The 23,892-nt window shown below is 69.0% G+C and carries 21 protein-coding genes; 9 read left to right on the forward strand and 12 right to left on the reverse strand.

Annotated features, from left to right (window positions below; all coding sequences use genetic code 11):
- Window positions 1-24: 24 nt before the first annotated feature.
- Window positions 25-507, reverse strand: coding sequence for a peptidylprolyl isomerase (locus tag DER72_RS01510; protein ID WP_110068238.1), 483 nt, complete (start codon window positions 505-507; stop codon window positions 25-27).
- Between the two features lie 258 nt (window positions 508-765).
- On the opposite strand from DER72_RS01510, the gene DER72_RS01515 reads away from it, so the two are divergent.
- Window positions 766-1,047, forward strand: a complete 282-nt coding sequence (locus DER72_RS01515; protein ID WP_110068239.1) for a hypothetical protein — start codon at window positions 766-768, stop codon at window positions 1,045-1,047.
- Window positions 1,048-1,186: 139 nt separating this feature from the next.
- Here DER72_RS01515 and DER72_RS01520 read toward each other — a convergent pair whose 3' ends face one another.
- Window positions 1,187-1,654 (reverse strand): glycine zipper 2TM domain-containing protein, encoded by a 468-nt coding sequence (locus DER72_RS01520; RefSeq protein WP_110068240.1) that lies wholly within the window; start codon window positions 1,652-1,654, stop codon window positions 1,187-1,189.
- A 383-nt stretch (window positions 1,655-2,037) separates the two neighbouring features.
- On the opposite strand from DER72_RS01520, the gene DER72_RS01525 reads away from it, so the two are divergent.
- Window positions 2,038-2,262, forward strand: coding sequence for a hypothetical protein (locus DER72_RS01525; protein WP_110068241.1), 225 nt, complete (start codon window positions 2,038-2,040; stop codon window positions 2,260-2,262).
- 60 nt (window positions 2,263-2,322) lie between these two features.
- Here DER72_RS01525 and DER72_RS01530 read toward each other — a convergent pair whose 3' ends face one another.
- The 3 genes from DER72_RS01530 to DER72_RS01540 all read right to left on the reverse strand — a co-directional run bounded on the left by DER72_RS01530 (window position 2,323) and on the right by DER72_RS01540 (window position 6,896).
- Complete coding sequence (locus tag DER72_RS01530) at window positions 2,323-3,501, reverse strand: MFS transporter (protein ID WP_110068242.1); 1,179 nt, start codon at window positions 3,499-3,501, stop codon at window positions 2,323-2,325.
- 79 nt (window positions 3,502-3,580) lie between these two features.
- Window positions 3,581-4,210: a C40 family peptidase gene (locus DER72_RS01535; protein WP_110068243.1), complete on the reverse strand. Its 630-nt coding sequence runs from the start codon at window positions 4,208-4,210 to the stop codon at window positions 3,581-3,583.
- Window positions 4,211-4,430: 220 nt separating this feature from the next.
- A complete protein-coding gene (locus tag DER72_RS01540; RefSeq protein ID WP_110068244.1) occupies window positions 4,431-6,896 on the reverse strand; it encodes a DUF1266 domain-containing protein in 2,466 nt (821 codons plus the stop codon).
- A 236-nt stretch (window positions 6,897-7,132) separates the two neighbouring features.
- On the opposite strand from DER72_RS01540, the gene gabT reads away from it, so the two are divergent.
- Both gabT and DER72_RS01550 read left to right on the forward strand, forming a co-directional pair.
- Entirely contained in the window at window positions 7,133-8,425 is a 1,293-nt protein-coding gene (gabT, locus tag DER72_RS01545) for a 4-aminobutyrate--2-oxoglutarate transaminase (protein WP_110068245.1), read from the forward strand.
- Window positions 8,426-8,573: 148 nt separating this feature from the next.
- Window positions 8,574-9,179, forward strand: coding sequence for a hypothetical protein (locus tag DER72_RS01550; RefSeq protein ID WP_110068246.1), 606 nt, complete (start codon window positions 8,574-8,576; stop codon window positions 9,177-9,179).
- 66 nt (window positions 9,180-9,245) lie between these two features.
- Here DER72_RS01550 and DER72_RS01555 read toward each other — a convergent pair whose 3' ends face one another.
- Both DER72_RS01555 and DER72_RS01560 read right to left on the reverse strand, forming a co-directional pair.
- Entirely contained in the window at window positions 9,246-9,488 is a 243-nt protein-coding gene (locus DER72_RS01555; RefSeq protein WP_110068247.1) for a GlsB/YeaQ/YmgE family stress response membrane protein, read from the reverse strand.
- Between the two features lie 52 nt (window positions 9,489-9,540).
- Window positions 9,541-10,092 (reverse strand): DUF924 family protein, encoded by a 552-nt coding sequence (locus tag DER72_RS01560; RefSeq protein WP_110068248.1) that lies wholly within the window; start codon window positions 10,090-10,092, stop codon window positions 9,541-9,543.
- Between the two features lie 83 nt (window positions 10,093-10,175).
- Between DER72_RS01560 and DER72_RS01565 the strand changes: the two genes are divergently transcribed.
- The 5 genes from DER72_RS01565 (at window position 10,176) to DER72_RS01585 (ending at window position 15,489) form a co-directional block, all read left to right on the forward strand.
- Window positions 10,176-10,364, forward strand: a complete 189-nt coding sequence (locus tag DER72_RS01565) for a hypothetical protein (protein WP_110068249.1) — start codon at window positions 10,176-10,178, stop codon at window positions 10,362-10,364.
- Window positions 10,365-10,384: 20 nt separating this feature from the next.
- Complete coding sequence (locus tag DER72_RS01570; protein WP_110068250.1) at window positions 10,385-11,776, forward strand: YcjX family protein; 1,392 nt, start codon at window positions 10,385-10,387, stop codon at window positions 11,774-11,776.
- A gap of 10 nt (window positions 11,777-11,786) precedes the next feature.
- Window positions 11,787-12,842, forward strand: a complete 1,056-nt coding sequence (locus DER72_RS01575; protein WP_110068251.1) for a YcjF family protein — start codon at window positions 11,787-11,789, stop codon at window positions 12,840-12,842.
- A 91-nt stretch (window positions 12,843-12,933) separates the two neighbouring features.
- The gene (locus DER72_RS01580) at window positions 12,934-13,377 is read left to right on the forward strand and encodes a universal stress protein (protein WP_110068252.1); all 444 of its coding nucleotides are present in this window, start codon (window positions 12,934-12,936) and stop codon (window positions 13,375-13,377) included.
- A 171-nt stretch (window positions 13,378-13,548) separates the two neighbouring features.
- Window positions 13,549-15,489 carry an exoribonuclease II gene (locus DER72_RS01585; protein WP_110068365.1) on the forward strand — a complete coding sequence of 647 codons (1,941 nt, stop codon included), beginning with the start codon at window positions 13,549-13,551 and terminating at the stop codon, window positions 15,487-15,489.
- A gap of 145 nt (window positions 15,490-15,634) precedes the next feature.
- Here the strand turns inward: DER72_RS01585 and sucD are convergent, their stop codons facing one another.
- From sucD to DER72_RS01610, 5 genes are all read right to left on the reverse strand, one after another.
- The gene (gene sucD / locus DER72_RS01590; protein WP_110068253.1) at window positions 15,635-16,507 is read right to left on the reverse strand and encodes a succinate--CoA ligase subunit alpha; all 873 of its coding nucleotides are present in this window, start codon (window positions 16,505-16,507) and stop codon (window positions 15,635-15,637) included.
- A complete protein-coding gene (gene sucC, locus DER72_RS01595) occupies window positions 16,507-17,673 on the reverse strand; it encodes an ADP-forming succinate--CoA ligase subunit beta (protein ID WP_110068254.1) in 1,167 nt (388 codons plus the stop codon). The genes sucD and sucC overlap by 1 nt, the downstream gene beginning before the upstream one ends.
- 138 nt (window positions 17,674-17,811) lie before the next feature.
- Complete coding sequence (gene lpdA / locus DER72_RS01600; RefSeq protein ID WP_110068255.1) at window positions 17,812-19,251, reverse strand: dihydrolipoyl dehydrogenase; 1,440 nt, start codon at window positions 19,249-19,251, stop codon at window positions 17,812-17,814.
- Window positions 19,252-19,315: 64 nt separating this feature from the next.
- Window positions 19,316-20,842, reverse strand: a complete 1,527-nt coding sequence (gene odhB / locus DER72_RS01605) for a 2-oxoglutarate dehydrogenase complex dihydrolipoyllysine-residue succinyltransferase (RefSeq protein ID WP_110068256.1) — start codon at window positions 20,840-20,842, stop codon at window positions 19,316-19,318.
- Between the two features lie 40 nt (window positions 20,843-20,882).
- Entirely contained in the window at window positions 20,883-23,717 is a 2,835-nt protein-coding gene (locus tag DER72_RS01610) for a 2-oxoglutarate dehydrogenase E1 component (RefSeq protein ID WP_110068257.1), read from the reverse strand.
- Between the last annotated feature and the right edge of the window lie 175 nt (window positions 23,718-23,892).

Consider the following 23,892-nt stretch of genomic DNA (forward strand, 5'->3'; position numbering starts at 1 on the left):
GCCGCGTCGGCTGTCGGACACCGCTCAGTGCTGGTGACCGCCCTCGCCGTGCACGTGGCCGTGCTCGATCTCTTCCTGGCTGGCCTCACGCACCGAGGCGATCTCGACGGCGAAGTTCAGGGTCTGGCCGGCCAGCGGGTGGTTGCCGTCGACAGTGACGGTGTCACCCTCGACCTTGGTCACGGTGACCATCAGCGGGCCGCCCTGAGTCTGGGCCTGGAACTGCATGCCCGGCTCGATGCCCTCGACGCCCTGGAAGGCATCGCGGGGCACTTCCTGCACCAGCTGCTCCTGCTTCTCGCCATAGCCTTCGGCCGGTGATACCACGGCGTTGAGGGAGTCTCCCGCCTGGCGGCCTTCCAGTTCCTTCTCGAGGCCCGGAATGATGTTGCCGGCGCCATGGAGGTAGGTCAGCGGCTCGCGGCCTTCCGAACTGTCCAGCACCTCACCTGAGTCGTTGGTCAGGGTGTAGTGGAACGCGACAACGGAGTTCTGCGCAATCTGCATTAATGAACCTTTCGGTGAGTGCATGTCCCGGCATGGTAACGCGGCGCGGGGGTGGCTGTCAGGGGCATGGCGGATTTTCAGGATCGCAAACGGCATCCTGAAAGGCGTTCACGCACCCGGCCGGCAGCCGTCAGCCGCCGGTAAATGGCATGCCCTCAGGGTTGACCTATGGACGGTTGCGCCCGAGTGCGGCCGCGGCTAACCTAGCTCGCACCTTTTTGATGACCCGCCTTTCACCCCTTGTCTGGAGATCTGCCCATGATCCAAGTAGTGCTCTGGCTGATCGCTTTCGCAGCGATTCTCTTCCTCACCTTCAAGCGCTGGGACAGCGTGAGTCCGGCGCTGGACCGCGTGCTGCCCTCGCTGCTCAAGAGCCGCGGCGACAATCGCACCCTCTGGGGGCTTTCGCTTGCCATCCTGGGGGCCACCGTCCTGGTGCGTCCGGTGGACATCCTGCTGACCGTGGTGCTGGCCGTGATCATCGGCCTCGTCGGCTGGAAGCTTGCTAGCTGGGCGATGAACAAGGTCGACCTGCACTGAGCCAGCAGCGCTGCCGGAGTGGCAGCGCTTGATCGCCGAATGGCAGAAGGCCCGCGGATCTCTCCGCGGGCCTTCTGCTTTCAGCGCTGCGCTATGCCCGGCCCCGGTTAACCCGTAACCGGGCCAGGCGTCGCGGCGCTCAGTAGGGAGCCACGGTCATGTTGGCACCGCTGCCGATCAGGCGCACGCGCTGGCCGGTCTGGAAACGCTGGTCGGCCTTCTGGACGATCACCACGCGCTGGCCGTCATCGCGACGGATCTCCATCTCCAGGGCGTTGACGCGGTTGGTGGCCTCCTCGATGCGCGAGCCAGCCACGGCGCCACCGATCACACCGGCGGCAGTCGCCAGGTCGCGACCGCTGCCGCCACCTACCTGGCGGCCCAGCAGGCCACCGACCACGGCACCACCGCCGGTGCCGACGATGCCCCCGGCGCGGCTGTCGGCCTGGATCTGCACCTGGCGCACGGCCTCGATGGTGCCGAAGGTCACGGTCTGGGCGGTGCCGGCCTGGCTGCCACGGTAGACGTTGCCGCCCATCGTCGAGGTATTGGCGCAGCCAGCCAGGGTCAGGGCACCGATGGCAAGGATGGGAAGAAGTCGCTTCATGAAAAACCTCCTGAAGAAAGGCTGCCGGTCCCCGTCATGTGGGAGCAGGCTCCGGGACGTCCGGAGAGGAATGGCCAGATTAGTGAACAGTGTTTGCTAACGGGATTCTATGCCAGTCTGTAACGCTTTGACCAGCGCAGGCTATCTATGTGCGGCTCATTCTAGCCCGAAATCGCTCAAGGAATGTGAAAGTCCCCTGCCCGGCCTCCCGGGCGGGGCGGCCATGTAGTCGAGCTACAACCGGGGGTTCACCCAATGATGCATTGCGGCAAAAAAGGGCCTGGACCATAGTGACATCATGGATCAGGAGGGTGTGCCGCCATCCCGACTCCCCGCAGACAGCATTGACCAGCGCCGTGATGACCTGACACGAGGAAGACACCATGAACGCCACCGAACTGAGCGAACAGGCCGAGCGTATCGCCGACAGCTTCAGCAAGCAGGACCTGGCCAGGCTGGTGGTTGCCCTGAAGGGCGACCGACAGTCCCTCCAGCACGCTCTCGAAGTGGTCGACACCCTCGACTCCCGCCTGAGCTGCACCCTGGAAGAGGCCTGGGCCGAAGTCCGCGCCGGCGAGAACCGCGAGGAGACCGCCCACGAGGAGTGACAAGGCGTCACCCATCAGGCCGCTCCCCTCTCTTCGCCCCCTGCCATCGGCAGGGGTTTTTCATGGGCGCTGTCGTCGCCACAGCCAGGCGGCAATCGCCAGGGTGACGCCCAGCACCAACCAGGAGGCCAGCGCGACCCCGGGCCAGGCCCCGACCTGCCAGAAGGGTTCCAGCCAGAAGGCCCCCAGACTGGCGCCGCTGTAGTAGAAGACCAGATAGAGCGCCGAGGCGCTGCCCCTGGCCTGTCCGGCATGGCGTCCCACCCAGCTCGAGGCCATGGCATGGGCCAGGAAGAAACCAAAGGCGTTGATGGTCAGGCCGAGCACGATCAGCGCCAGCGACCCCGCCAGGGTCACCAGGGTCCCACCCATGAGGATCAGGATGCCCAGCATCATGCAGGCTGGCGGTGTCAGGCGCCGCGCCAGCCGGCCGGAGAGCGATGAGCCCAGGGTGCCCCCCAGATAGGTCAGGAAGACCAGCCCCAGCACGCTCGGCCCCAGCTCGAAGGGCGCCTGGGCCAGGCGGAAGGTCAGGTAGCTGTACTGGTTGATGAAGATCAGGAAGTTGAGCCCGCCCAGCAGGTAGGCGGCCAGCAGCAACGGGTTACGCAGGTGCCCGGCGAGATCTCGCGCTGCGCCGCGCAGCTCGAAACGGCGTGGCACGAAGCCCCTGGCCGCCGGCAGCAGCTTCCAGAACACCACCAGCCCCACCAGTGTGATCACGCCTACCGCCAGGAAGCTGGCGGAACTGCCGGCCACCTCCCCCACGGCCCCGCCCACCAGGCGGCCGCTGATCCCGCCCAGGGAGTTGGCACCGATATAGAGGCCAATCGCCGGCAGCATCGCCGAAGGCTCGAACTCGTCCCCCATCCAGGCGATGGCCACCGCCGGCAGCCCGCCCAGCACGAAGCCCTGCAGCCCGCGCAGCACCAGCAGCACCTCGAAGCTGGGTGCCAGTGACAGACCCAGCGACAGCGCGCCGGCCGCCAGGAGCGTCAGGCGCATGATGGCCGCGCGACCGATGGCGTCCGACAGCGGACCGAAGACCAGCAGCGAGGCCGCCAGGGCAAGGGTCGCGACCGACATCACCAGCCCCACGGCCAGGGTGGAGACCCCATAGGCCTCGCGCAGCTCCGGCAGCAGCGGCTGAGGGGCGTAGAGATTGATGAAGACGAGGAAGGAACCCAGGCTGAGAGCCAGGGTAGCGCGCCACCAGGCGCGGGTTCGAATCTGGATCATGGCGTGAACGCCTGCGGTCATGGGAGCAGCGAGCCGGTCCGCGATGACGGTCGCCGCCGCGCCGCGACCGCCAGGCGACTCAGCCCTGGTCGCCGACCAGCACGCGCTGGGCCAGGGTGGTGGGCTCCAGGGTGCGGCGGGCCTGCCAGTAGTAGCGCTGCCAGTAGCGGTTGTCGAGTTCGGAGATCATCACCCCCCGGGAGGTGGAGGCATGCAGGAAGCGCCCCTCGCCCAGGTAGATGCCGACATGGTCATAGCGGCCCGGCGGGCGGAAGAAGACCAGGTCACCGGGCACCAGCTCGCCGCGTTCGACCGGCACCCCCTGGTGGACCTGCTCGCCGGTGGTGCGCGGCAGGGAGACGCGGAAGGTCTCCTCGAAGACGCTCTGTACCAGCGCCGAACAGTCGATCCCACTGGAGGAGGTGCCGCCGATGCGGTAGGGCGTGCCGACCCAACGCTCATGCTGGGCCAGCAGTGCCTGCTGGATCAGGGCGGGCGGGGGATTGCCGAGGGCACGTGCCTCCAGGATCGGATTGTCCACCGGCGACATGGCCAACCCCCAGTCGCCGGATATCCCGGGCAGCTGACGGGCGAAGTAGGGCTCCTCGGCGTCGCGGGAGGCGACATCGCGAGGAGCGGAGGCACAGCCGGCCAGCAGGGCCAGCGACACGACAACACACAGGGCGCGGCACGACGAGGTGACGTCCATTCCAGCGGTGACCTCTGACCGGAGCCGCGCCCCGGCGGCGCCGGCGGGCGCCAGCCTTCGGGGGAGTCATCGCTGTGGCAGTGGTGCCGGCAACCGGTATCACTGCCAGAGCGGCCTGTCGGCGGCTCACTGTGGCACACGGCTCCCGACAGGTGGAGCCTTGTTAAGACTCGTCGACTATAAACCAGCCCCGAGCGGGTGGCGAGCCCTGAAACCGCTCTCAGTGCAGGGTGCGCGAATCGCCCGGCAGGGTGTCGACATGCATCGGCGCCCAGTGGCGCGGGCGTGCCCCGGGAAACTCCAGGCTTGCCCAGGGCCCGGCCAGGGGCGGGGCCGCGGACAGCCAGGCCACCAGGGCCTGCCGAAAGCCGGCAACGAAGCTCTCCCGCTCCGGGGTCTCGCCCATGAAGAAGGAGAAGCCGGCGTAGAGCCCGCGAGCATAGGCCTCCCACCCCGAGTAGTGGGCTGCCGCCAGGCCATGGGCACGCTCCAGCACCGCCACGAAGGCGCGCTCCTCCAGCCAGCCCAGCTGGCGTGCGGCGATGGCCAGATCCACCGCCTGAGCCACGTCCCAGGCGGCCATGTCGGTCTCGTTGCAGCCGTCCTCGTTGTCCCGCACCCGCTGCAGGCGCAGCAGGTGGGTGCGCTCCTCGTCGCTGCACTCGCCGGACTCCAGGGTAGCGATCTCGGAGCCGAGCCGGGCGGCGTTCAGGGTGTAGGGCGCGTAGTTGATCAGATACTCCTGACGGTCGCCGGACTCGAGCAGGAACTCCAGGAACTCGCCCAGCTCCTCGGCCCCCTGGAGCCCGTAATGGCCATCGATCCACTCGCGGATCGATACGCGCTCACGCTCGCTTTCCGGGTGGGGCAGGCTCCAGGCCGGGCTGTTGAGCGGCCCCACCAGTGCCATGGCGGTGAACAGGTTCAGGCTGGGGCGCGGCCCCGGCTCCTGCCATTCGCCGGCACGCCAGTCGAGCCAGTGGAACAGGCTGCCGGGGTCCTCCTCATGCCAGCGGATCTCGACCACCAGCGAAGGCTGCCCCTCCTCCGGCAGCAGCTCCTCCCAGGTCGCCCAGGCCTCCAGCAGGCGGCGGGGGTCCGGGTAGAAGCGGCACAGGGAGGCGCGCAGGGCATCGGCCAGGGCCGCCACCCCCTCGGCGTCGAAGGCCTCGCTGTCCATGGCCATCTGCAGGTAGAAGGCGTACTTCTCGGCCATGTGGATGGTAGCCGCATGACGGCTGCCGCGGCGCAGCGCATCGCGGCTTGCCAATCCCGCCGGGTCGGCGTGGCCAAAGGAGGTCTCCGCCGGCGGCAGGGCGCCATGGGCCGCATCGGCGGCCAGCTGGTTGAGGTGGTGCGCCTGGGCCGGCAGCCAGTAGCGGGAGAGCGCCGCGATGCCCTCGTCGGGGTGCAGGTCGAGGGTCTCGGCCAGGTACTGGAGGGCGTCGTCGCGCCGCGCCGCCGATACCGGCCCCGCGGGCCCCTGGCGCGCCGCCAGCTCGGGCTCGCGCACCGCGGCCAGGGCCAGTACCCAGTGCCGGGGATCGGCTCGCCAGGCCCGCATGGCCTGCCGGGAGCGCTCCAGCGGCGCATGCCCCACCAGCCCCTGCAGGGCCGGGCGCCAGGGGCTGACCGGCGACTGCAGCAGCAGCCGCCAGTCGGCCTCGAAGGTGCTCAGCAGGCTGCGCCCTTCGAAGAGGCTCCTGCCGCGCTGATAGGCTCGGGCCAGGGCCGCCCAGTCGCTGTAGCGATGCATCACCAGGTCGGCGCCGTGATGCGCGAAGTCGGCGGCCTCCCGGTCGCTGAGCCAACCCAGGCAGGCACCGGCCCAGGCCAGGTCGATCAGCCGCAGCCAGTCCCAGGCCGCCCACTCCAGGGGCTCGCCGTGCTCGATGAACTCGAGCAGCACCCGGCCATAGCGCTGCTCCTCCGCCTCGAGCTTGTGCAGCCAGGCGTAGCGGCTCGCCGGATCGCTCTCCAGCAGCCGCGTGGCGTCCAGGTCCCAGCCCTGACGATCGCCCTGCCCGCCCAGCCACAGCAGGGAACGAATCAGGTCGTCACGGTGGCGGATCTGCCACGCCTCGCCCAGCCAGTCGGCCAGGCCCGACCAGTCCCCCTCGATGGCGGGCACGCTCACCACCGGCGCGAAGCCGGCACGCAGGCGCCACACCTGAGCCTCCTCCTCGACGGGCCACAGCGGCGGCAGCGTGTCGTGGATCGCCAGCCACTCGCCGAGGCGCTCCCAGGTGATGCCATCGCCATCGTGCTCGAGGGCGGCCAGCGCCTCGCAGGCCTCGAAGAAGCCGTCATCGCCGCGTACCCACCCCACGGCGCTGCGCGCCCGGCGCAGCGCCGAAAGCCAGGCATCCAGGTCGCGGTGATGGGCGCTGATCTCGGCGGCCAGACGGTGGGCCCAGGCGCGCCCGGCCCGCTCGTCCAGCCAGCCCGCGGCACCGGCCAGGGCGACCAGCTCCAGGGCCGCCAGCAGGCGAGCCGGGTCGGCCATGCTGCCGCCCACGCCGAAGGACTCCACCAGGCGCCAGCCGAGCTCGCCGCGGTCCGCCACGCCCAGCCCGTGCAGGCGCATCAGGGCGGCCTGAGGTTCCACGCTCAGCGGGTCGGGGTCGAAGGCCCAGTCACACAGCACCAGCTGCTGGGCCCACCAGGCATTCAGCGGATCGATCAAGGCTCACCTCGGCATCAGTCAGTAGGACGGCAGCGGCCGCCAGCGTATTGCGGCGCCATAGTGTAGCGGAAAGCGCCGCCGGCGCCGATGGGTCGACGCGCGCCTTCTGCCGGTTCCGGTTCCGCTGCTGCCCCCGAGCGCCCTGCCCTTGCGCGCCCCGGCAAACCTGGCAGAGTGAACTAGACTGTGGGAGCGCGGACCGCTCTCGCCCCCCTTATTCTGCCACCGGAGGCATCATGACCAACGCGGAACTCAACGACCTGAAGAAGCGCTATGTCGCCAACGGCGCGGCCAGCCCCGCCACCCAGTTCGCCGATCGCGCCGAGAACGCCGTGATCTGGGATGCCGATGGCAACCGCATCATCGACTTCGCCGGCGGCATCGGCGTACTCAACATCGGTCACCGCCACCCCAAGGTGGTCGAGGCCGTCAAGGCGCAGCTCGACCGCGTGATGCACACCTGCCAGACCGTGATGCCCTACGAGGGCTACGTGAAGGTGGCCGAGAAACTCAGCCAGATCACCCCGGTGCGCGGCCACGCCAAGGTGATGCTGGCCAACTCCGGGGCCGAGGCCCTCGAGAACGCCGTCAAGATCGCCCGCGCCGCCACCGGCAAGAACAACGTGATCTGCTTCGACGGCGGCTACCACGGCCGCACCTTCATGACCATGGCCATGAACGGCAAGGTCGCCCCCTACGCCGCCGACTTCGGCAGCATGCCGGGCAACGTCTTCCGCGCCCCCTACCCGGTGCCCTACCACGGCGTCAGCGAGGACGAGGCCCTGCGCGGCCTCAAGATGGCGCTGAAGACCGACGCCAACCCCCGCGATACCGCAGCCATCGTGCTGGAGCCGGTGCTCGGCGAAGGCGGCTTCTACCCCGCCCCGGCCAGCTTCCTCAAGGCGGTGCGCGAGATCTGCGACGAGCACGGCATGCTGATGATCGTCGACGAGGTGCAGTCAGGCTTCGGCCGCACCGGCAAGATGTTCGCCATCGAGCACAGCGGCGTCGAGCCGGACCTGATCACCATGGCCAAGAGCATGGCGGCCGGCATGCCGATCTCCGCCGTGGTAGGCACCGACGTGCACATGGACGCCTCCGGCCCCAACTCCCTGGGCGGCACCTACACCGGCAGCCCGGTCTCCTGTGCGGCCGTGCTGGCGGTGCTCGAGGTGTTCGAGGAGGAGAACATCCTCGCCAGGAGCCAGGCCTTGGGCGAGAAGCTGGGCAAGCGCTTCGCCAAGTGGCAGCAGGCCTTCGACTGCGTGGACAACGGCCGCCACCTGGGCGCCATGGCGGCCATCGACCTCGTTTCCGACAGGGCCAACCACACCCCGGACGCCGACCTGGCCGCGGCGCTGTGCAAGCGCGCCCGCGAGAAGGGGCTGGTGCTGCTCTCCTGCGGCCTCTACGGCAATACCATCCGCTTCCTGATGCCCGTCACCATCGAGGACGAGGTGCTGGAGGAGGGCCTGGCCATCGTCGAGGCCTCCCTCAAGGAGCTGGTGGGCCAGCCCACCACCGCCTGACCCGCCGCCTCGCGTCCAGCGGCTCACCGCCCGGCTCTGCGCCGGGCGGCTTGTCTTGGGGGGCTTGTGTTGGGGGGCTTGCGTTGGGGGGCCTTGTCATCGCCGGGCGCAGCCGGGAAGATGACGGCGTCCACCGCGAGGCCATCCCGTGATACTGCGAACCCTCTCCCTGCTACGCTCCCTGCAGGGTGCCAGCCACACCGCCCAGGAGGCCCAGGCCACCGTGCAGCAGGCCTGCGACTACCGCTGGCTGCGCGGGGAGCTTCACCACGGCGCCATCACCGAGCCGTCCACCGCCCTGGCCGACGGCACCCCCGGGGTCACCATCACCCTGGCCTACCCTGCCACCCGGGCGCGCCTGGCCGGCGGCCGCTGGCCCGAGACTCCCGAGGAGCGCGAGCGCTGCTTCGTGGAGGGGGCCCACGCCTGTCGGGCCGCGGGCGCCCCCGCCTATCGCACCCTGGAGAGCCTCTCCCGGGGGCTGGCCGAGGGCGCCGCCTCGGTGCTCACCGATGCCGCCCGCCTGCAGTACCTTCTCCAGCAGCGTGCCCTGCGCCTCGCCTGGCGGCGACCGGAGGCCCTGCCCCCGGCCCTGGCCCGGCGCCTGGACTCGGGGGGGCCCGCCGCCGACGGGGTCTTCCTGCTGGCGCTGAGCGTGCCGGCCCGGCGCGAGGAGGTGGTGCTGAACGGCGCCTGGCTCGACCGCACCCTGGACCGCTATCGGCGCATCCTGCCCCGCCCCGCAGGACGCTGAGCCGCCGCCAGAGACGACGACGCCCGGCCGGAGCCGGGCGCCAGGCAGGCATCATGGCAGCGGGGGTCAGGCCTTCCTGACCTTCGAGATCACCCACAGCAGCACCACGGCCCCGACGATGGCGGTGACCAGCGAGCCGACGAAGCCCCCGGCCTGCAGCCCCAGCAGGCTGAACAGGAAGCCGCCGATCACCGCGCCCACCACGCCGACGCCGATATTGCCGAGGATGCCGAAGCCGCCTCCGCGCATGATGTGACCGGCGATCCACCCCGCCAGCCCGCCGATGATCAACCAGGCAATCAGTCCCATATCGCTCTCCTTGCAGTGTGTCGTGTTGAATCCAGGACAGCCCGAGCGGCGCTCAGAATGACGAGCCGGGCTGGTCGAGGAAGGCCAGCTCCTCCGGCGTGGAGGGGCGACCCAGTATCGCGTTGCGGTGCGGGTAGCGGCCGAAGCGCAGGATGATGTCGCGATGGCGATGCTCGAAGTGCAGCTGCTCCTCCAGGCCCGGCTGGTCGAAGAGCCCCAGGGCCTCGTCATGAATGGCCAGGGACTCACTGTGCATCCAGGGCATATAGAGGAAGGCGCGCCAGGGCACCTCCAGGCGGTGATCGATGCCGCTGGCCACGGCCTCCTGGGCCAGCACCAGCGCCACCGGGTCCCGGGCGAAGGCCAGCGGGGTGTCCCGATGAATGTTGCGCGAGAACTGATCGAGCACGATCACCTCGGCCAGGCGCCCCCGGGCCGAGAGCCGCCACGACCACAGCTCGCCGCGCCCCGCCGCCGCCAGCAGCTCGCCGAAGCGCGCCGCGATCTCGCCATCCAGCTCGGGATCCTTGCGAAACCACTGGGCCGGCGTGAGTTCGTCGAACCAGAAGCGAATCACCGCCTCGGTATCCGGTAACCTGGCCATGCGCGTCCTCCTGGTCGGTCCTGCGGAGATACCCCGACACCTGATACCATTCCCCACACTGCACGGCAACCCGAGGAACACGCATGTCGCCCCAGCATTTCATGGAGATGGCCTCCTTCACCCTCAACCTGGTGGGCATGCTGGTCTGCATCGGCGGCCTGACCCTGGCCCACCGCACCCGACATCGAGTGCCCGGCTACCTGCTGGCCGGCGCGGGCTTCGTGATCGCCGCGAGCCCACTGCTCTACACCATGTTTGCCGGCCCCCGCTGAGCCCCGAGGAGGCCCTGCCCATGCGCCAGCCCCTGGCTCGCGAGCTCCATGACCTGATCGAGCGCGGCCGCGACCGCCAGCTGCGCCTGGCGGTGACCGGCCTCTCCCGCTCCGGCAAGACCGCCTTCCTCACCTCACTGGTCAACCAGCTTCGCCATGTCGGCCTGGAGGCCAGGCTCGACCTGCTGCCGGCGGCCCGCCAGGGGCGGCTGCTGGGGGCCCGGCGGGTCAACCAGCAGGACCTGGGCGTCCCGCGCTTCCCCTACGACCAGGCCATGGCGGCACTGGCCGAGACGCCGCCGCGCTGGCCGGAGCCCACCCGCGGCATCAGCGAGCTGCGCCTGGTGCTGCGCTATCGCCCGGCGAAGCGTGGCTGGCTCGGCGGCGAATCCCGCCAGCTCACCCTGGACCTCTTCGACTACCCCGGCGAATGGCTGCTCGACCTGCCGCTGCTGGCCCATGACTACCCCAGCTGGTGCCGCCGCCAGCAGGCCCTCGCGGGGGAGCAGCGCCGCGCCCACTTCGCCGCCTGGCACGCGGCCGTGGAGTCGCTCGACCCCACCGCCGAGGCCGACGAGGCGCGCCTGGCCGAGATCGCCGAGCACTATGCCGAGGGGCTGCGCGCCGCCCGGGAGGCGGGGTTCGCCGACCTGCAGCCGGGGCGCTTCCTGCTGCCGGGGGATCTCGCCGGCGCCCCGGTGCTGCAGTTCTTCCCGCTGCCCGGCGTGGCCGAGGCGGACCCCGCCGCGCTCGCCACCCTGCCGCCCGAGAGCAACTACGCCACCCTGGCGCGGCGCTTCGCGTACTACCAGCAGCACATCGTGAAGCCCTTCTACCGCGACCACTTTCGCCGCTTCGATCGCCAGATCGTGCTGGTGGACCTGCTCGGTGCGCTGAATGCCGGCCCGGAGCGCTTCCAGGACCTCTCCCGGGCACTCGCCAACCTGATGCAGAGCTTCGATTACGGCAAGCGCAGCCTGCTCTCGCGGCTCTTCGCGCCGCGCATCGACCGCCTGGCCATCGCCGCCACCAAGGCCGACCACGTCACCCCGGAGCAGCACCCCCGCCTGGTGGCGCTGCTCGAGGCGCTGCTGGCCGAGCCCCTGAAGGACCTGCGTTTCGCCAGCGTGCCGGTCCGTGCCCTGTCCCTTGCCGCCATCCGCGCCAGCGAGGCTCGCGAGGTGGAGCATCGCGGCCAGCGCACCCCCGCCCTGCGCGGCACCGGGCTCGACGGCGAAGCGCTGCTGCTCTATCCCGGCGAGGTGCCGGAACGCCTGCCCGATGACGCCTTCTGGGCGCGCCAGGGGTTCGCCTATCCGGCCTTTCGGCCGCTGCCCCTGGAGGGCGGTGCCCTGCCCCATATCCGCATGGATGCCGCCCTGGACTGGCTGATCGGAGACAAGCTGTCATGAGCGAGCCGACATGAACGAACCCCGCGACCCGCGACCGGGCCAGCGCTTCTCCCCCGAACCCGACGACCCCGCCGAGGCCCCCACGGCCCGCGACCCGCGCCCCGCCACGGCCTTCGCCACCGACCTGGAAAGCCGCCCGCTGGCCGAGGCGCCAGCGGACGCCGGCGAGCGCGCCCTGGAGACGAGCCTGGCCCGGCCACGCAGGCGGCGCTGGGGCCTGCTCGCCCTGCTCGGCGGCACGCTTGGGCTCGGCGCCGTGGAGGCCGGCACGACCCTCTACGCCGCCGGCCTCGGCGGCGACTGGCTGGCCGGCGCCTGGAGCGGGCTGCTGCTGCTGGCCCTGGCCCTGGGAGGCTCGGCGCTGGGGCGCGAGCTGTGGCGGCTGCGCCGGCTGCGCCGCCATGAACGGCTGCGCGACCGTCTCACCGCCCTGCCCGAGTCGACGCCCCGCGAGGCCCTGGCCACCGCCGAGGCGCTGCGTCATGCCCTGGCCCTGGAGGACGACCACCCCCACTGGCAGGGCTTCCTGGCGGCCCGCCAGGCCCACCACGACGGCCGGGACATCCAGCTGCTGCTCGACCACCATCTGCTGGCCCCCCGCGACCGCGAGGCGAGCCGGCTCGTATCACGGATGTCCGGCGAGACGGCGATCATGGTGGCGGTCAGCCCCTTGACCCTGGTGGACATGGCGCTGGTGGCCTGGCGCAGCCTGGCGATGATCGACCGCCTGTGCCGTCTCTATGGCCTGGAGCTTAGCTATGCGGGGCGGATCCGGCTGCTGCGCGCGGTGCTCCACCAGATGGCCTTCGCCGGCGCCACCGAGATGGCCAGCGACGCCGGCATGGAACTGCTGTCGATGAACCTGGCCGGGCGACTCTCCACCCGGGCCGCCCAGGGCATGGGCGTGGGGCTGCTCGGCGCCCGGCTGGGGCTGCGCACCCAGCGGCTCACGCGACCGCTGCCCTTCGCGGAGAACGCGACCCCTCGCCTGGGCGATCTGCGCCGCGAGCTGTGGCAGCAGCTGCGCCGGCTGGAGAGCCGCGAGTCACCGGACGAGCGGCGCTGAGCCTCGGCCACCTTGACCGGGATCATGACAGCGTGGCCCCGAAGCGCTACGATCAAGGCATCGTCCATCCAACCGAGCAAGGAAGTCCGCTATGTTCAAGTCCATCCTGGTGCCCGTCGACGGTTCCGAGCACGCCAAGAAGGCCCTCTCCGTGGCCTGCCAGCTCGCCCGCCAGGAAGAGGGCTGCACCCTGCACCTGGTGCATATCCCGGAAGAGCTTGCCCACGAGACCACCCTGGTGTGGGGCATCGGCGCCATCGCCATCGAGGCCAGCCGCGAGGAGCGCCAGGAGGCCGGCAAGCAGGTAATGGACCGCGCCGCCGAGGCCGCCCGCGAGCAGGGCGCCACCAACATCGAGACCGTGATCGGCCAGGGCGACCCGGCCCGTACCATCCTCAGCGAAGCGCGCCGTCGCGGCGTCGACGCCATCGTCATGGGCAGCCGCGGCCTGAGCAACCTGCAAGGCTTCGTGGTCGGCAGCGTCTCCCACAAGGTGGCCCATACCGCCGACTGCACCGTCATCACCGTGCGCTGAGCCCGCGGCCAACCGCAACGACGACGGCGCCTGAGGGCGCCGTCTGCGTTCCCGCCGGGAGGCGGGCGCCGGCTCAAGTGACTGATTCCCCTCGCCCGGGCTGTCCCGCGTTTGGCGCGCGCCCCGGGAGTCCGTATAGTGGCCCCCTACCCCCGCCACACGTTCGTGATCATGCTGCAGAACAACGCCCTGCTTGCCCAGCTCAAGCAACAGATTCGCTCCAGCACCCCCCGGGTCGAGGGAGTGATCAAGGCCACCCAGAAGGGCTTCGGCTTCCTCGAGACCGACGAGGGCGAGTCCTACTTCGTGCCGCCCCCCGCCATGAAGCTGGTCCTCCACGGCGATCGGGTCGGCGCCGTGCTGCATGAGGAAGGCGACAAGAAGCGCGTCGAACCCGACACCCTGATCGAACAGGGACTCGACCGCTTCATCGCCCGGGTCCAGAAGGCCGAGGGCCGCCTGGCCGTGGTGCCCGACCACCCCTCCATCAACAACGCCCTCAAGGCGCGCATCAAGCGCAGCCTGGACGAAGCCACCATCGGCGACGCCGACTGGGTCGTCGCCCGTCTGGTCCGTCACCCCCTCAAGGCCGACGACCGCGGCTTCTTTGCGCAGATCGACGAACTGGTCGCCAAGGCCGACGACCCCGCCGTGCCCTGGCGCGTCACCCTGGCCCGCCACGCGTTGGAGCAGGAGTGCCCGGACGCCGGCGACGACTGGCCGCTGCGCGACGAGGGCCTCGAGCGCGAGGACCTCACCGCCGAGCCCTTCTTCACCATCGACGGCGAGAAGACCCGGGACATGGACGACGCCCTGCGCATCGTGCCCCGCGAGGAGGGCGGCTGGGCGCTGACCGTGGCCATCGCCGACCCCACTGCCTATGTGGAAGAGGGTCACGCGGCGGACCTGGAGGCGCGCACCCGCGCCTTCACCGTCTACCTGCCGGGCCAGAACGTCACCATGCTCCCCGAGCAGTTGGCCGACGATCTCTGCTCGCTGTGGGAGGGCAAGGAGCGCCCGGTACTGGCCTGCACCCTGAACGTGGAGGCCGACGGCAGCCTGGGCGACTATCGCTTCTTCGCCGCCACCGCCACCTCGCGAGCCAAGCTGGTCTATGACCGCGTCTCCGACTGGCTGGAGGGCCAGGGGGACTGGGCCCCGGCAGACGAGATCGCCGAGCAGCTCAAGGCCCTGCGCGACCTCACCGAGGCCCGCAGCGCCTGGCGCGCCGCCCATGCCCTGGTGTTCAAGGATCGTCCCGACTACGTCTTCGACCTGGACGAGGCCGGCAACGTGCTGGACGTGCGCACCGAGGAGCGCCGCATCGCCAACCGCATGATCGAGGAGTCGATGATCGCGGCCAACGCCTGCTGCGCGCACCTGCTGGCCGAGCACGTGGGCCACGGCATCTTCAACGTCCACCGCGCCTTCGAGGACGACAAGGCCGAGGCGGCCCGCGACTTCCTGGCCAGCCAGGAGATCGAGGTGGCGCTCGAGGCCCTCACCGAACTGCCCCGCTACCGGGAGCTCAAGCGCGAACTGGAGGGCCGCGACGACGCCTGGCTCGACGCGCGCCTGCGCCGCTTCCAGGGCTTCACCAGCATGTCGGCGAAGCCCGGCCCGCACTTCGGCCTGGGGCTTGCCGCCTACGCCACCTGGACCTCACCGATCCGCAAGTATGGCGACATGGTCAACCACCGCCTGATCAAGCGGGTGCTCAAGGGCGAGCAGGCCCCGGCCGAGGCGAGCCTCGCGCTCACCGAGCAGCTCACCGAGCGCCGCCGGCTCAACCGCATGGCGGAGCGCGACGTCAAGGACTGGCTCTATGTGCGCTACCTGACCCCGGCCGCCGAGGCCCAGGAGAGCTTCGACGCCGAGATCATCGCCATCAACCGCGGCGGCATGCGCGTGCGTCTCACCGCCAATGGCGCCACCGCCTTCGTGCCGGCACCGATGATCCACAGCGATCGCGACAAGGTGGCCATCGACGACAAGGAGGGGCGTATCCAGGTGGAGAGCGAGGAGCGCTTCAAGCTGGGCGACCACATCCGCGTGGCCCTGCTGGAGGCCCGCGAGGAGACCCGCTCGCTGGTGGCGCGTCCCGCCGACTGAGACCCAGGCCCTCGCGGCCCAGCAGCAGTGAACAGCACGGCGGCCAACTGGCCGCCGTGTGGCTGTCCGGACCCGGTAGCGCACATCTTCCCACACAAAAGGGCGCCCGAAGGCGCCCTTTTGATCTTCCCGAGGAAAGCGTGGCTTACCAGCCGGTCACTTCCTTCAGGGCATCGCCGATCTGCGCCAGGGAGCGCACGGTCTTGACGCCGGCGTCCTCGAGAGCGGCGAACTTCTCGTCCGCGGTGCCCTTGCCGCCGGAGATGATCGCACCGGCGTGGCCCATGCGCTTGCCCGGAGGGGCGGTCACACCGGCGATGTAGGAAACCACCGGCTTGGTGACGTTGGCCTTGATGTAGGCCGCCGCCTCTTCCTCGGCGGTGCCGCCGATCTCGCCGATCATCACGATCGCCTCGGTGGCCGGATCCTTCTCGAACATCTCGAGGATGTCGATGAAGTTGGAGCCCGGGATCGGGTCGCCACCGATGCCCACGCAGGTGGACTGGCCGAAGCCGTAGTCGGTGGTCTGCTTGACGGCTTCATAGGTCAGGGTGCCGGAGCGCGACACGATACCGACCTTGCCCGGCTTGTGGATGTGACCCGGCATGATGCCGATCTTGGACTCGCCGGGAGTGATCACGCCCGGGCAGTTCGGGCCGATCAGGCGCACGCCCAACTCGTCGCACTTCACCTTGACGTCGAGCATGTCGAGGGTGGGGATGCCCTCAGTGATGCAGACGATCAGCTTGATGCCGGCGTTGGCGGCCTCGAGGATGGAGTCCTTGCAGAACGGGGCCGGCACGTAGATCACGCTGGCCTCGGCGCCGGTCTTCTCCACGGCTTCCTTGACGGTGTTGAACACCGGCAGGCCCAGGTGCTCCTGGCCACCCTTGCCCGGGGTCACGCCGCCGACCATCTGGGTACCGTAGGCAATCGCCTGCTCGGAGTGGAAGGTCCCCTGGCCGCCGGTGAAGCCCTGGCAGATGACCTTGGTGTTCTTGTCGATCAGGATACTCATTACTTGCCCTCCGCTGCCTTGACGACCTGCTCTGCCGCATCGGTCAGGCTGGTAGCAGCGATGATGTTCAGACCACTGGAGGCCAGCTTCTCGGCGCCCAGCTCGGCGTTGGTGCCTTCCAGGCGCACCACGACCGGCACGTTGACGCCGACCTGCTCGACGGCACCGATGATGCCCTCGGCGATCATGTCGCAGCGCACGATACCGCCGAAGATGTTGACCAGCACGGCCTTCACATTATCGTCGGAGAGGATCAGCTTGAACGCTTCGGCCACGCGCTCCTTGGTGGCACCGCCGCCCACGTCCAGGAAGTTGGCCGGGGAGCCGCCGTGCAGGTTGACGATGTCCATGGTGCCCATGGCCAGGCCGGCGCCGTTCACCATGCAGCCGATGTTGCCATCCAGCGCCACATAGTTGAGTTCCCATGCGGCCGCCTCGGCCTCGCGAGCGTCCTCCTGAGAGGGGTCGCGCATCGCCTGCAGGTCCGGATGACGGTAGAGGGCGTTGCTGTCCAGATTGAGCTTGGCGTCGAGGCAGTGGAGGTTGCCTTCGTCAGTGATCACCAGGGGGTTGATCTCCAGCAGCGCCAGATCCTTGTCGTGGAACAGCTTGGAGAGGCCCAGGAAGATCTTGGTGAACTGCTTCACCTGGTCCCCCTTGAGGCCCAGGGCGAAGGCCAGCTCGCGCGCCTGGTAGGGCTGAGCGCCCACCAGCGGATCGATCTCGGCCTTGAGGATCTTCTCGGGGGTCTCCTCGGCGACCTTCTCGATCTCGACGCCGCCCTCGGTGGAGGCCATGAAGACCACGCGACGGGTGGCACGATCGACCACGGCGCCCAGGTAGAGCTCCTCGGCGATGTCGGTGCAGTTCTCGACCAGGATCTTGGCCACCGGCTGACCGTTGGCGTCGGTCTGGTAGGTCACCAGGTTCTTGCCCAGCCACTGCTCGGCGAAGGCCTTGGCCTCCTCCGGGCTCTTGATCAGCTTGACGCCGCCCGCCTTGCCGCGGCCACCGGCGTGGACCTGGGCCTTGACGACCCACATGTCGCCGCCGATCTTCTTGCAGGCTTCTGCGGCTTCTTCGGGGGTGTCGACGGCGAAGCCCTTGGACACCGGCAGACCGTAGTCGGCAAACAGCTGTTTGCCCTGATACTCGTGAAGGTTCATCGATTCATGCCATTGGTTGCATGTGACTCGAACGGTGGCCCGGCCTCGCCTCGGGCGGACGTCCCGGACCACCACCGTCCCTACCGATACATGGTCGGAAGGGGCGCGCCGCCCGGTGGGCGGCGCTCGTTGTGCGGTTTACTTGCGCTTCTTGCGGTTGGCCATGTGGATGGCGTGGCCATCCACCGCCAGGGCGGCCTCGTGCACGGCTTCCGACATGGTCGGGTGCGCGTAGCAGGTCAGTGCCAGGTCCTCGGCGCTGGAGCCGAACTCCAGGGCGATGACGCCCTGGGCGATCATCTCGCCGGCGTGCTGGCCGACGATGTGCATACCCAGCACCCGGTCGGTCTCGGCGTCGGCGACGATCTTGGCCTGACCCTCGGTGGCGTTGTTGGCCATGGCGCGGCCACTGGCGGCAAACGGGAAGCTGCCGACCTTGACCTCGATGCCCTTGGCCTTGGCCTCCTGCTCGGTCAGGCCGACCCAGGCCACCTCGGGGAAGGTGTAGATGACGTTGGGAATGGCGTCGTAGTTCATCTCGGCCTTGTGGCCGGCGATGATGTCCGCGACCATCACACCCTCTTCGGAGGCCTTGTGGGCCAGCATCGGGCCGCGCACGCAGTCGCCGATGGCGTAGACGCCCGGCACGCTGGTGCGGCACTGGTCGTCCACGTGGATGAAGCCGCGCTCGTCCAGGTCGATGCCCAGGCCGTCGGCGATCACGCCCTTGGTGTAGGGCTTGCGGCCCACGCAGACGATCAGCTTGTCGAAGGTCATCTCCTGGTCGCCGTCCCCGTCGGTGTACTTGACGATGACTTCCTGGCCCTTGACCTCGGAGCCGGTGACCCGGGCGCCCAGCTTGATGTCCAGGCCCTGCTTCTTGAGCAGCTTCTGGGTCTCCTTGGCGATGGCGGCGTCCACCATCGGCAGGAAGCTGTCCATGGCCTCGAGCACGGTGACCTCGGAGCCCAGGCGGTTCCACACGCTGCCCAGCTCCAGGCCGATGACGCCGGCGCCGATCACGCCGAGGCGCTTGGGCGCCTCGGTGAACTCGAGCGCGCCGGTGGAATCGACGATGATGTCGTCGGTGAGCGGGGTCGGCGGGATCTCCACCGGCACGGAGCCCGCGGCGATGATGATGTTCTCCGCCTCATAGGTGGTCGCCTTGCCATCGAGGCCGGTGACCTCGACCTTCTTCGCGCCCACCACCTTGCCGGTGCCCTCGATGCCGGTCACGCCGTTGGCCTTGAACAGGCCCGCGATGCCACCGGTGAGGTTCTTCACGATGGTGTCCTTGCGGGCGATCATCTTCTTGACGTCCATCTGGACGTCACCGGTCTGGATCCCCATGCCGGCGAAGTCGTGCTTGGCCTCGATGAACTTGTGGGAGGCCTCGAGCAGCGCCTTGGAGGGGATGCAGCCCACGTTGAGACAGGTACCACCGAACACCACCTTGCCTTCCTTGCCGATCCACTTCTCGACGCAGGCGGTCTTCAGGCCCATCTGGGCAGCGCGGATGGCGGCCACGTAGCCGCCGGGGCCCGCACCGATCACGATCACATCAAACTTGTCAGCCATGTTGGCTCCCCTTGCGTGTCTTGGGATGGAGTGCCGCCGGGGATCACCCGGCGCCACATTCCGCTCAGATGTCCAGCAGCAGGCGCGCCGGATCTTCCAGCAGCTCCTTGATGGTGACCAGGAACTGCACCGCGTCCTTGCCGTCGATCATGCGGTGATCGTAGGAGAGCGCCAGGTACATCATCGGGCGGATCTCCACCTTGCCGTTCACCGCCATGGGCCGCTCCTGGATCTTGTGCATGCCCAGGATGGCGGTCTGCGGCGGGTTGAGGATCGGCGTGGACATCAGCGAGCCGAAGGTACCGCCGTTGGTGATGGTGAAGGTCCCGCCCTGCATCTCGTCGATGCCCAGCTTGCCGTCACGAGCACGCTTGCCGAAGTCGCCGATGCCCTTCTCGACGTCGGCGATCTTCATGCTGTCGGTGTCACGCAGCACCGGCACCACCAGCCCGCGGTCGGTGGAGACCGCCACGCCGATGTCCTGGTAGCCGTGGTAGACGATATCGGTACCGTCGATGGAGGCGTTGACGTCCGGGAAGCGCTTGAGCGCCTCGGAGGCCGCCTTGACGAAGAAGCCCATGAAGCCGAGCTTGACGTCGTGGGTCTTGGCAAAGCTGTCCTTGTACTGGGCACGCAGCGCCATCACCGCACTCATGTCCACCTCGTTGTAGGTGGTGAGCATGGCGGCGGTCTGCTGGGCCTGGACCAGGCGCTTGGCGATGGTCTGGCGCAGACGGCTCATCGGCACGCGCTTCTCGGGGCGCTCGCCCTCGAAGGCGGGGGCCGCGGCGGCGGCAGGCTTGGGCGCGGCCGGCTTGGCGGCCTTCTTCGCGGTGCCCTCCTTCACGGCCTTCTGCACGTCCTCCTTGAGGATCCGGCCACCCTTGCCGGTGCCCTGGATCGCGCTGACGTCGAGGTCGTGCTCGGCGACGAGCTTGCGAGCGGCGGGGGCGAGGATCTTGTCGCCCACCTTCTCGTCGCTGGCGCCGTCATCGGCGGAGGCCGCCGGGGTCTCGTCGGCGGCGGTCGCGGCACCGCCGGCGCCCTCGGTGAAGATCGCCAGCACGGCCTCGGACTCGACCTGGCTGCCCTCCTCGGCCTTGATCTCGGTGAGTGCGCCGTCGCCCGGCGCCACCACCTCGAGCACCACCTTGTCGGTCTCGATCTCGGCCAGCACCTCGTCGCGCTTGACGCTCTCGCCGACCTGCTTGTTCCAGCGGGCGACGGTGCCTTCCTGGATGGACTCGGGGAAGGTCGGCGCCTTCACCTGGTGCTGCTTGCCACCGCTGGCGGCAGGCGCGTCGGCCTTGGCGTCGCTCTTCGGCTCGGCCTTGGCCGCTGCCGGCTTGGCCTTGCCCTCGCCGATGCGGCCCAGCACCTGCTCGGACTCGACGGTGTCGCCCTCCTCGGCGAGCACCTCGGTGAGGGTGCCGGCCTCGGGAGCCAGCACCTCGAGCACCACCTTGTCGGTCTCGATCTCGACGATCAGCTCGTCGCGCTCGACGCTGTCACCGGCCTTCTTGTGCCAGGCAGCCACGCTGCCTTCGGCAACGGATTCCGGAAAGGTTGGGGCCTTGATATCGGTAGCCATGTCGTTTCCCTTGTCTGTTCTCTCGTCCCGGTGGCGTGCCTTACAGATTGAAGGCGTCTTCCACCAGCTGGCGCTGCTGTTCGATATGGACGGACATGTAGCCCGCGGCGGGTGCGGCAGAGGCCGGGCGCCCGGCGAACTTGAGCGCGCCGCCCAGGTTGCTCTTGAGCATGTCGGCCACGGCCCGCATGTGGTGCTGGCTCGAGTACCAGGCGCCCTGGTTGAGCGGCTCCTCCTGACACCACACCACGTCCCTGACGTTGACGTAGGCCTTGAGCGCCTCGAACAGCTCCTCCTTGGGGAAGGGGTAGAGCTGCTCGACCCGCACGATGGCGACATCCTGGCGGTCATTCTCCTCGCGCCAGGTGGCCAGGTCGTAGTAGACCTTGCCGGCGCACAGGATGATGCGCTCGACCTGCTTGGGATCGCGCTCGCCCTGGTCGGGCAGCACCATCTGGAACTGGCCGGTGGCCAGCTCGTCGAGGCTGGAGATCGCCTCCTTGTGGCGCAGCAGGCTCTTGGGCGACATCACCACCAGCGGCTTGCGCAGCGGGCGGATTACCTGGCGGCGCAGCAGGTGGAAGATCTGCGCCGGGGTGGTGGGCACGCAGACCTGCATGTTGTACTCGGCGCACAGCTGCAGGAAGCGCTCGAGGCGGGCCGAGGAGTGCTCGGGACCCTGCCCCTCGTAGCCATGGGGCAGCAGCATGGTCAGGCCGCACAGCCGTCCCCACTTGGTCTCGCCGGAGGAGATGAACTGGTCCACCACCACCTGGGCACCGTTGAAGAAGTCGCCGAACTGCGCTTCCCAGATCACCAGGTCGTTGGGCGCCGTGGTGGCATAGCCATACTCGAACGCCAGCACCGCCTCCTCGGAGAGGAAGGAGTCGTGGATGGTGAAGGCCGGCTGGCCATCCGCCATGTGCTGGAGCGGCACGTAGCTGGTGCCATCCTTCTGGTTGTGCACCACCGCGTGGCGGTGGGAGAAGGTGCCGCGGCCCACGTCCTGGCCGGTGATGCGCACCGGATGCCCCTCGTCGAGCAGGGTGGCGTAGGCCAGGGTCTCGGCGAAACCCCAGTTCAGCGCCATGCCGCCGGCCTGCATCTTGCGGCGGTCCTCGTAGATCTTGGCGACCTGACGCTGCACCTCGACCCCGTCCGGAATCTCGCACATGCGGGCGGCCAGGCGCTGCAGCCGCTTCATCTCCACGGCGGTGTCGGCATAGCCGGTCCACTCGTGGCCGAGGTAGGGCTTCCAGTCGACGAACAGCGAGGTGTTGGGCTCCTGCACCAGGGCGTTGGCCACGTGGTTGCCGGCCAGCAGGTCCTCGCGGTAGGTCTCGATCATCGCCTTGGCGTCCTCCTCGGAGAGCACGCCTTCTGCCACCAGGCGCTTGGCGTAGATCTCACGGGAAGAGGGATGGTCCTTGATCTTCTTGTACATCAGCGGCTGGGTGCCACTCGGCTCGTCGGCCTCGTTGTGACCGCGGCGACGATAGCAGACGAGGTCGATCACCACGTCCTTCTTGAACTGCTGACGGAAGTCGAGCGCCACCTGGGTGGCGTGCAGCACCGCGTCGGGGTCGTCGCCGTTGACGTGGAAGATCGGCGCCTGGACCATCTTGGCGATGTCGGTGCAGTACTCGGTGGAGCGGGTGTCCAGCGGGTTCGAGGTGGTGAAGCCGACCTGGTTGTTGATCACGATATGGATCGTGCCGCCGGTCTTGTAGGCGCGGGTCTGGGACATCTGGAATGTCTCCATGACCACGCCCTGACCGGCGAAGGCCGCATCGCCGTGGACGTTGATCGGCAGCACCTTGCTGCCGTCGCTGTCGTCGCGGCGGTCCTGGCGGGCGCGCACCGAGCCCTCGACCACCGGAGAGACGATCTCCAGGTGGGAGGGGTTGAAGGCCAGCGCCAGGTGTACCTCGCCGCCCGGGCTCATCACGTTGGAGCTGAAGCCCTGGTGGTACTTGACGTCGCCGGAGCCGCGCTCGATGACCTTCTTGCCGTCGAACTCGTCGATCAGGTCGCCGGGGTTCTTGCCGAGGATGTTGACCAGCAGGTTGAGACGGCCGCGGTGGGCCATGCCGATCACCATCTCCTTGATGCCGTAGCCGCCGCCGCGCTGGATCAGCTCGTCCATCATCGGAATGAAGGACTCGCCGCCCTCCAGACCGAAGCGCTTGGTGCCGGGGTACTTGGAGGCCAGGTAGTTCTCCAGGCCCTCGGCCGCGGTCAGCCGCTCGAGCACATGCTGACGCACCTCGTTGCTGAACTTGGGCGCGCTGCGCACCGACTCGAAGCGCTGCTGCAGCCAGCGCTTCTCCTCGGTGTCGACGATGTGCATGATCTCGCAGCCGATGGAGCGGCAGTAGGTCTGCTCCAGCGCCTCGACGATATCCTTGAGCGGCGCGCGATCCAGGCCCAGGAAGAAGGAGCCGGTCTGGAACTCGGTGTCCATGTCGCTCTTGGAGAGCTGATGGAAGGAGAGGTCGAGGTCGGGCACCGGTGTCGGGCTGCGCAGGCCGAGCGGATCAATATTGGCCTTCTGGTGACCGCGGAAGCGGTAGGCGTTGATCAGCTGGAGAACCTTGACCTGCTTGCGGCTCTCTTCGCCGTCGGCGGCGGCAGGAGCCAGGGCGGTGCGGCGGGCACGACCCAGCTGGTAGAACTGGTCGCGGACCGGGGCGAGGGGGACATCCTGGGGGGCACTGCCTTCGGGGGCCGGCAACTGGTCGAAGTAGTTGCGCCACTCTTCCGGGACAGCGGCGGGATCGTCGAGGTACTGTTCGTAGAGCGCTTCCACATAGTGGGCATTGCCGCCACTGACGTGGGAAGAGCGCCACATCAACTCCATTATGCCTTGTTGCATCTCTCGGTCACCCTGCACTGATGGGGTGGTATCGGCGTCCCCGCACGCTGGGCGCGGCGACATCGGTGGTGCCCTGCCGGCGGGGCCATTCTCGTTCCGGCGCCGCCGACACGCGGTCGACAGCCTTGAATTCCATGCTCAGGAGCCGGTGCCCAAGGCACCGGCTCCTGATGCT

The sequence above is a fragment of the Halomonas sp. A11-A genome (assembly GCF_003182195.1).
Taxonomy (GTDB): domain Bacteria; phylum Pseudomonadota; class Gammaproteobacteria; order Pseudomonadales; family Halomonadaceae; genus Halomonas; species Halomonas alkalicola.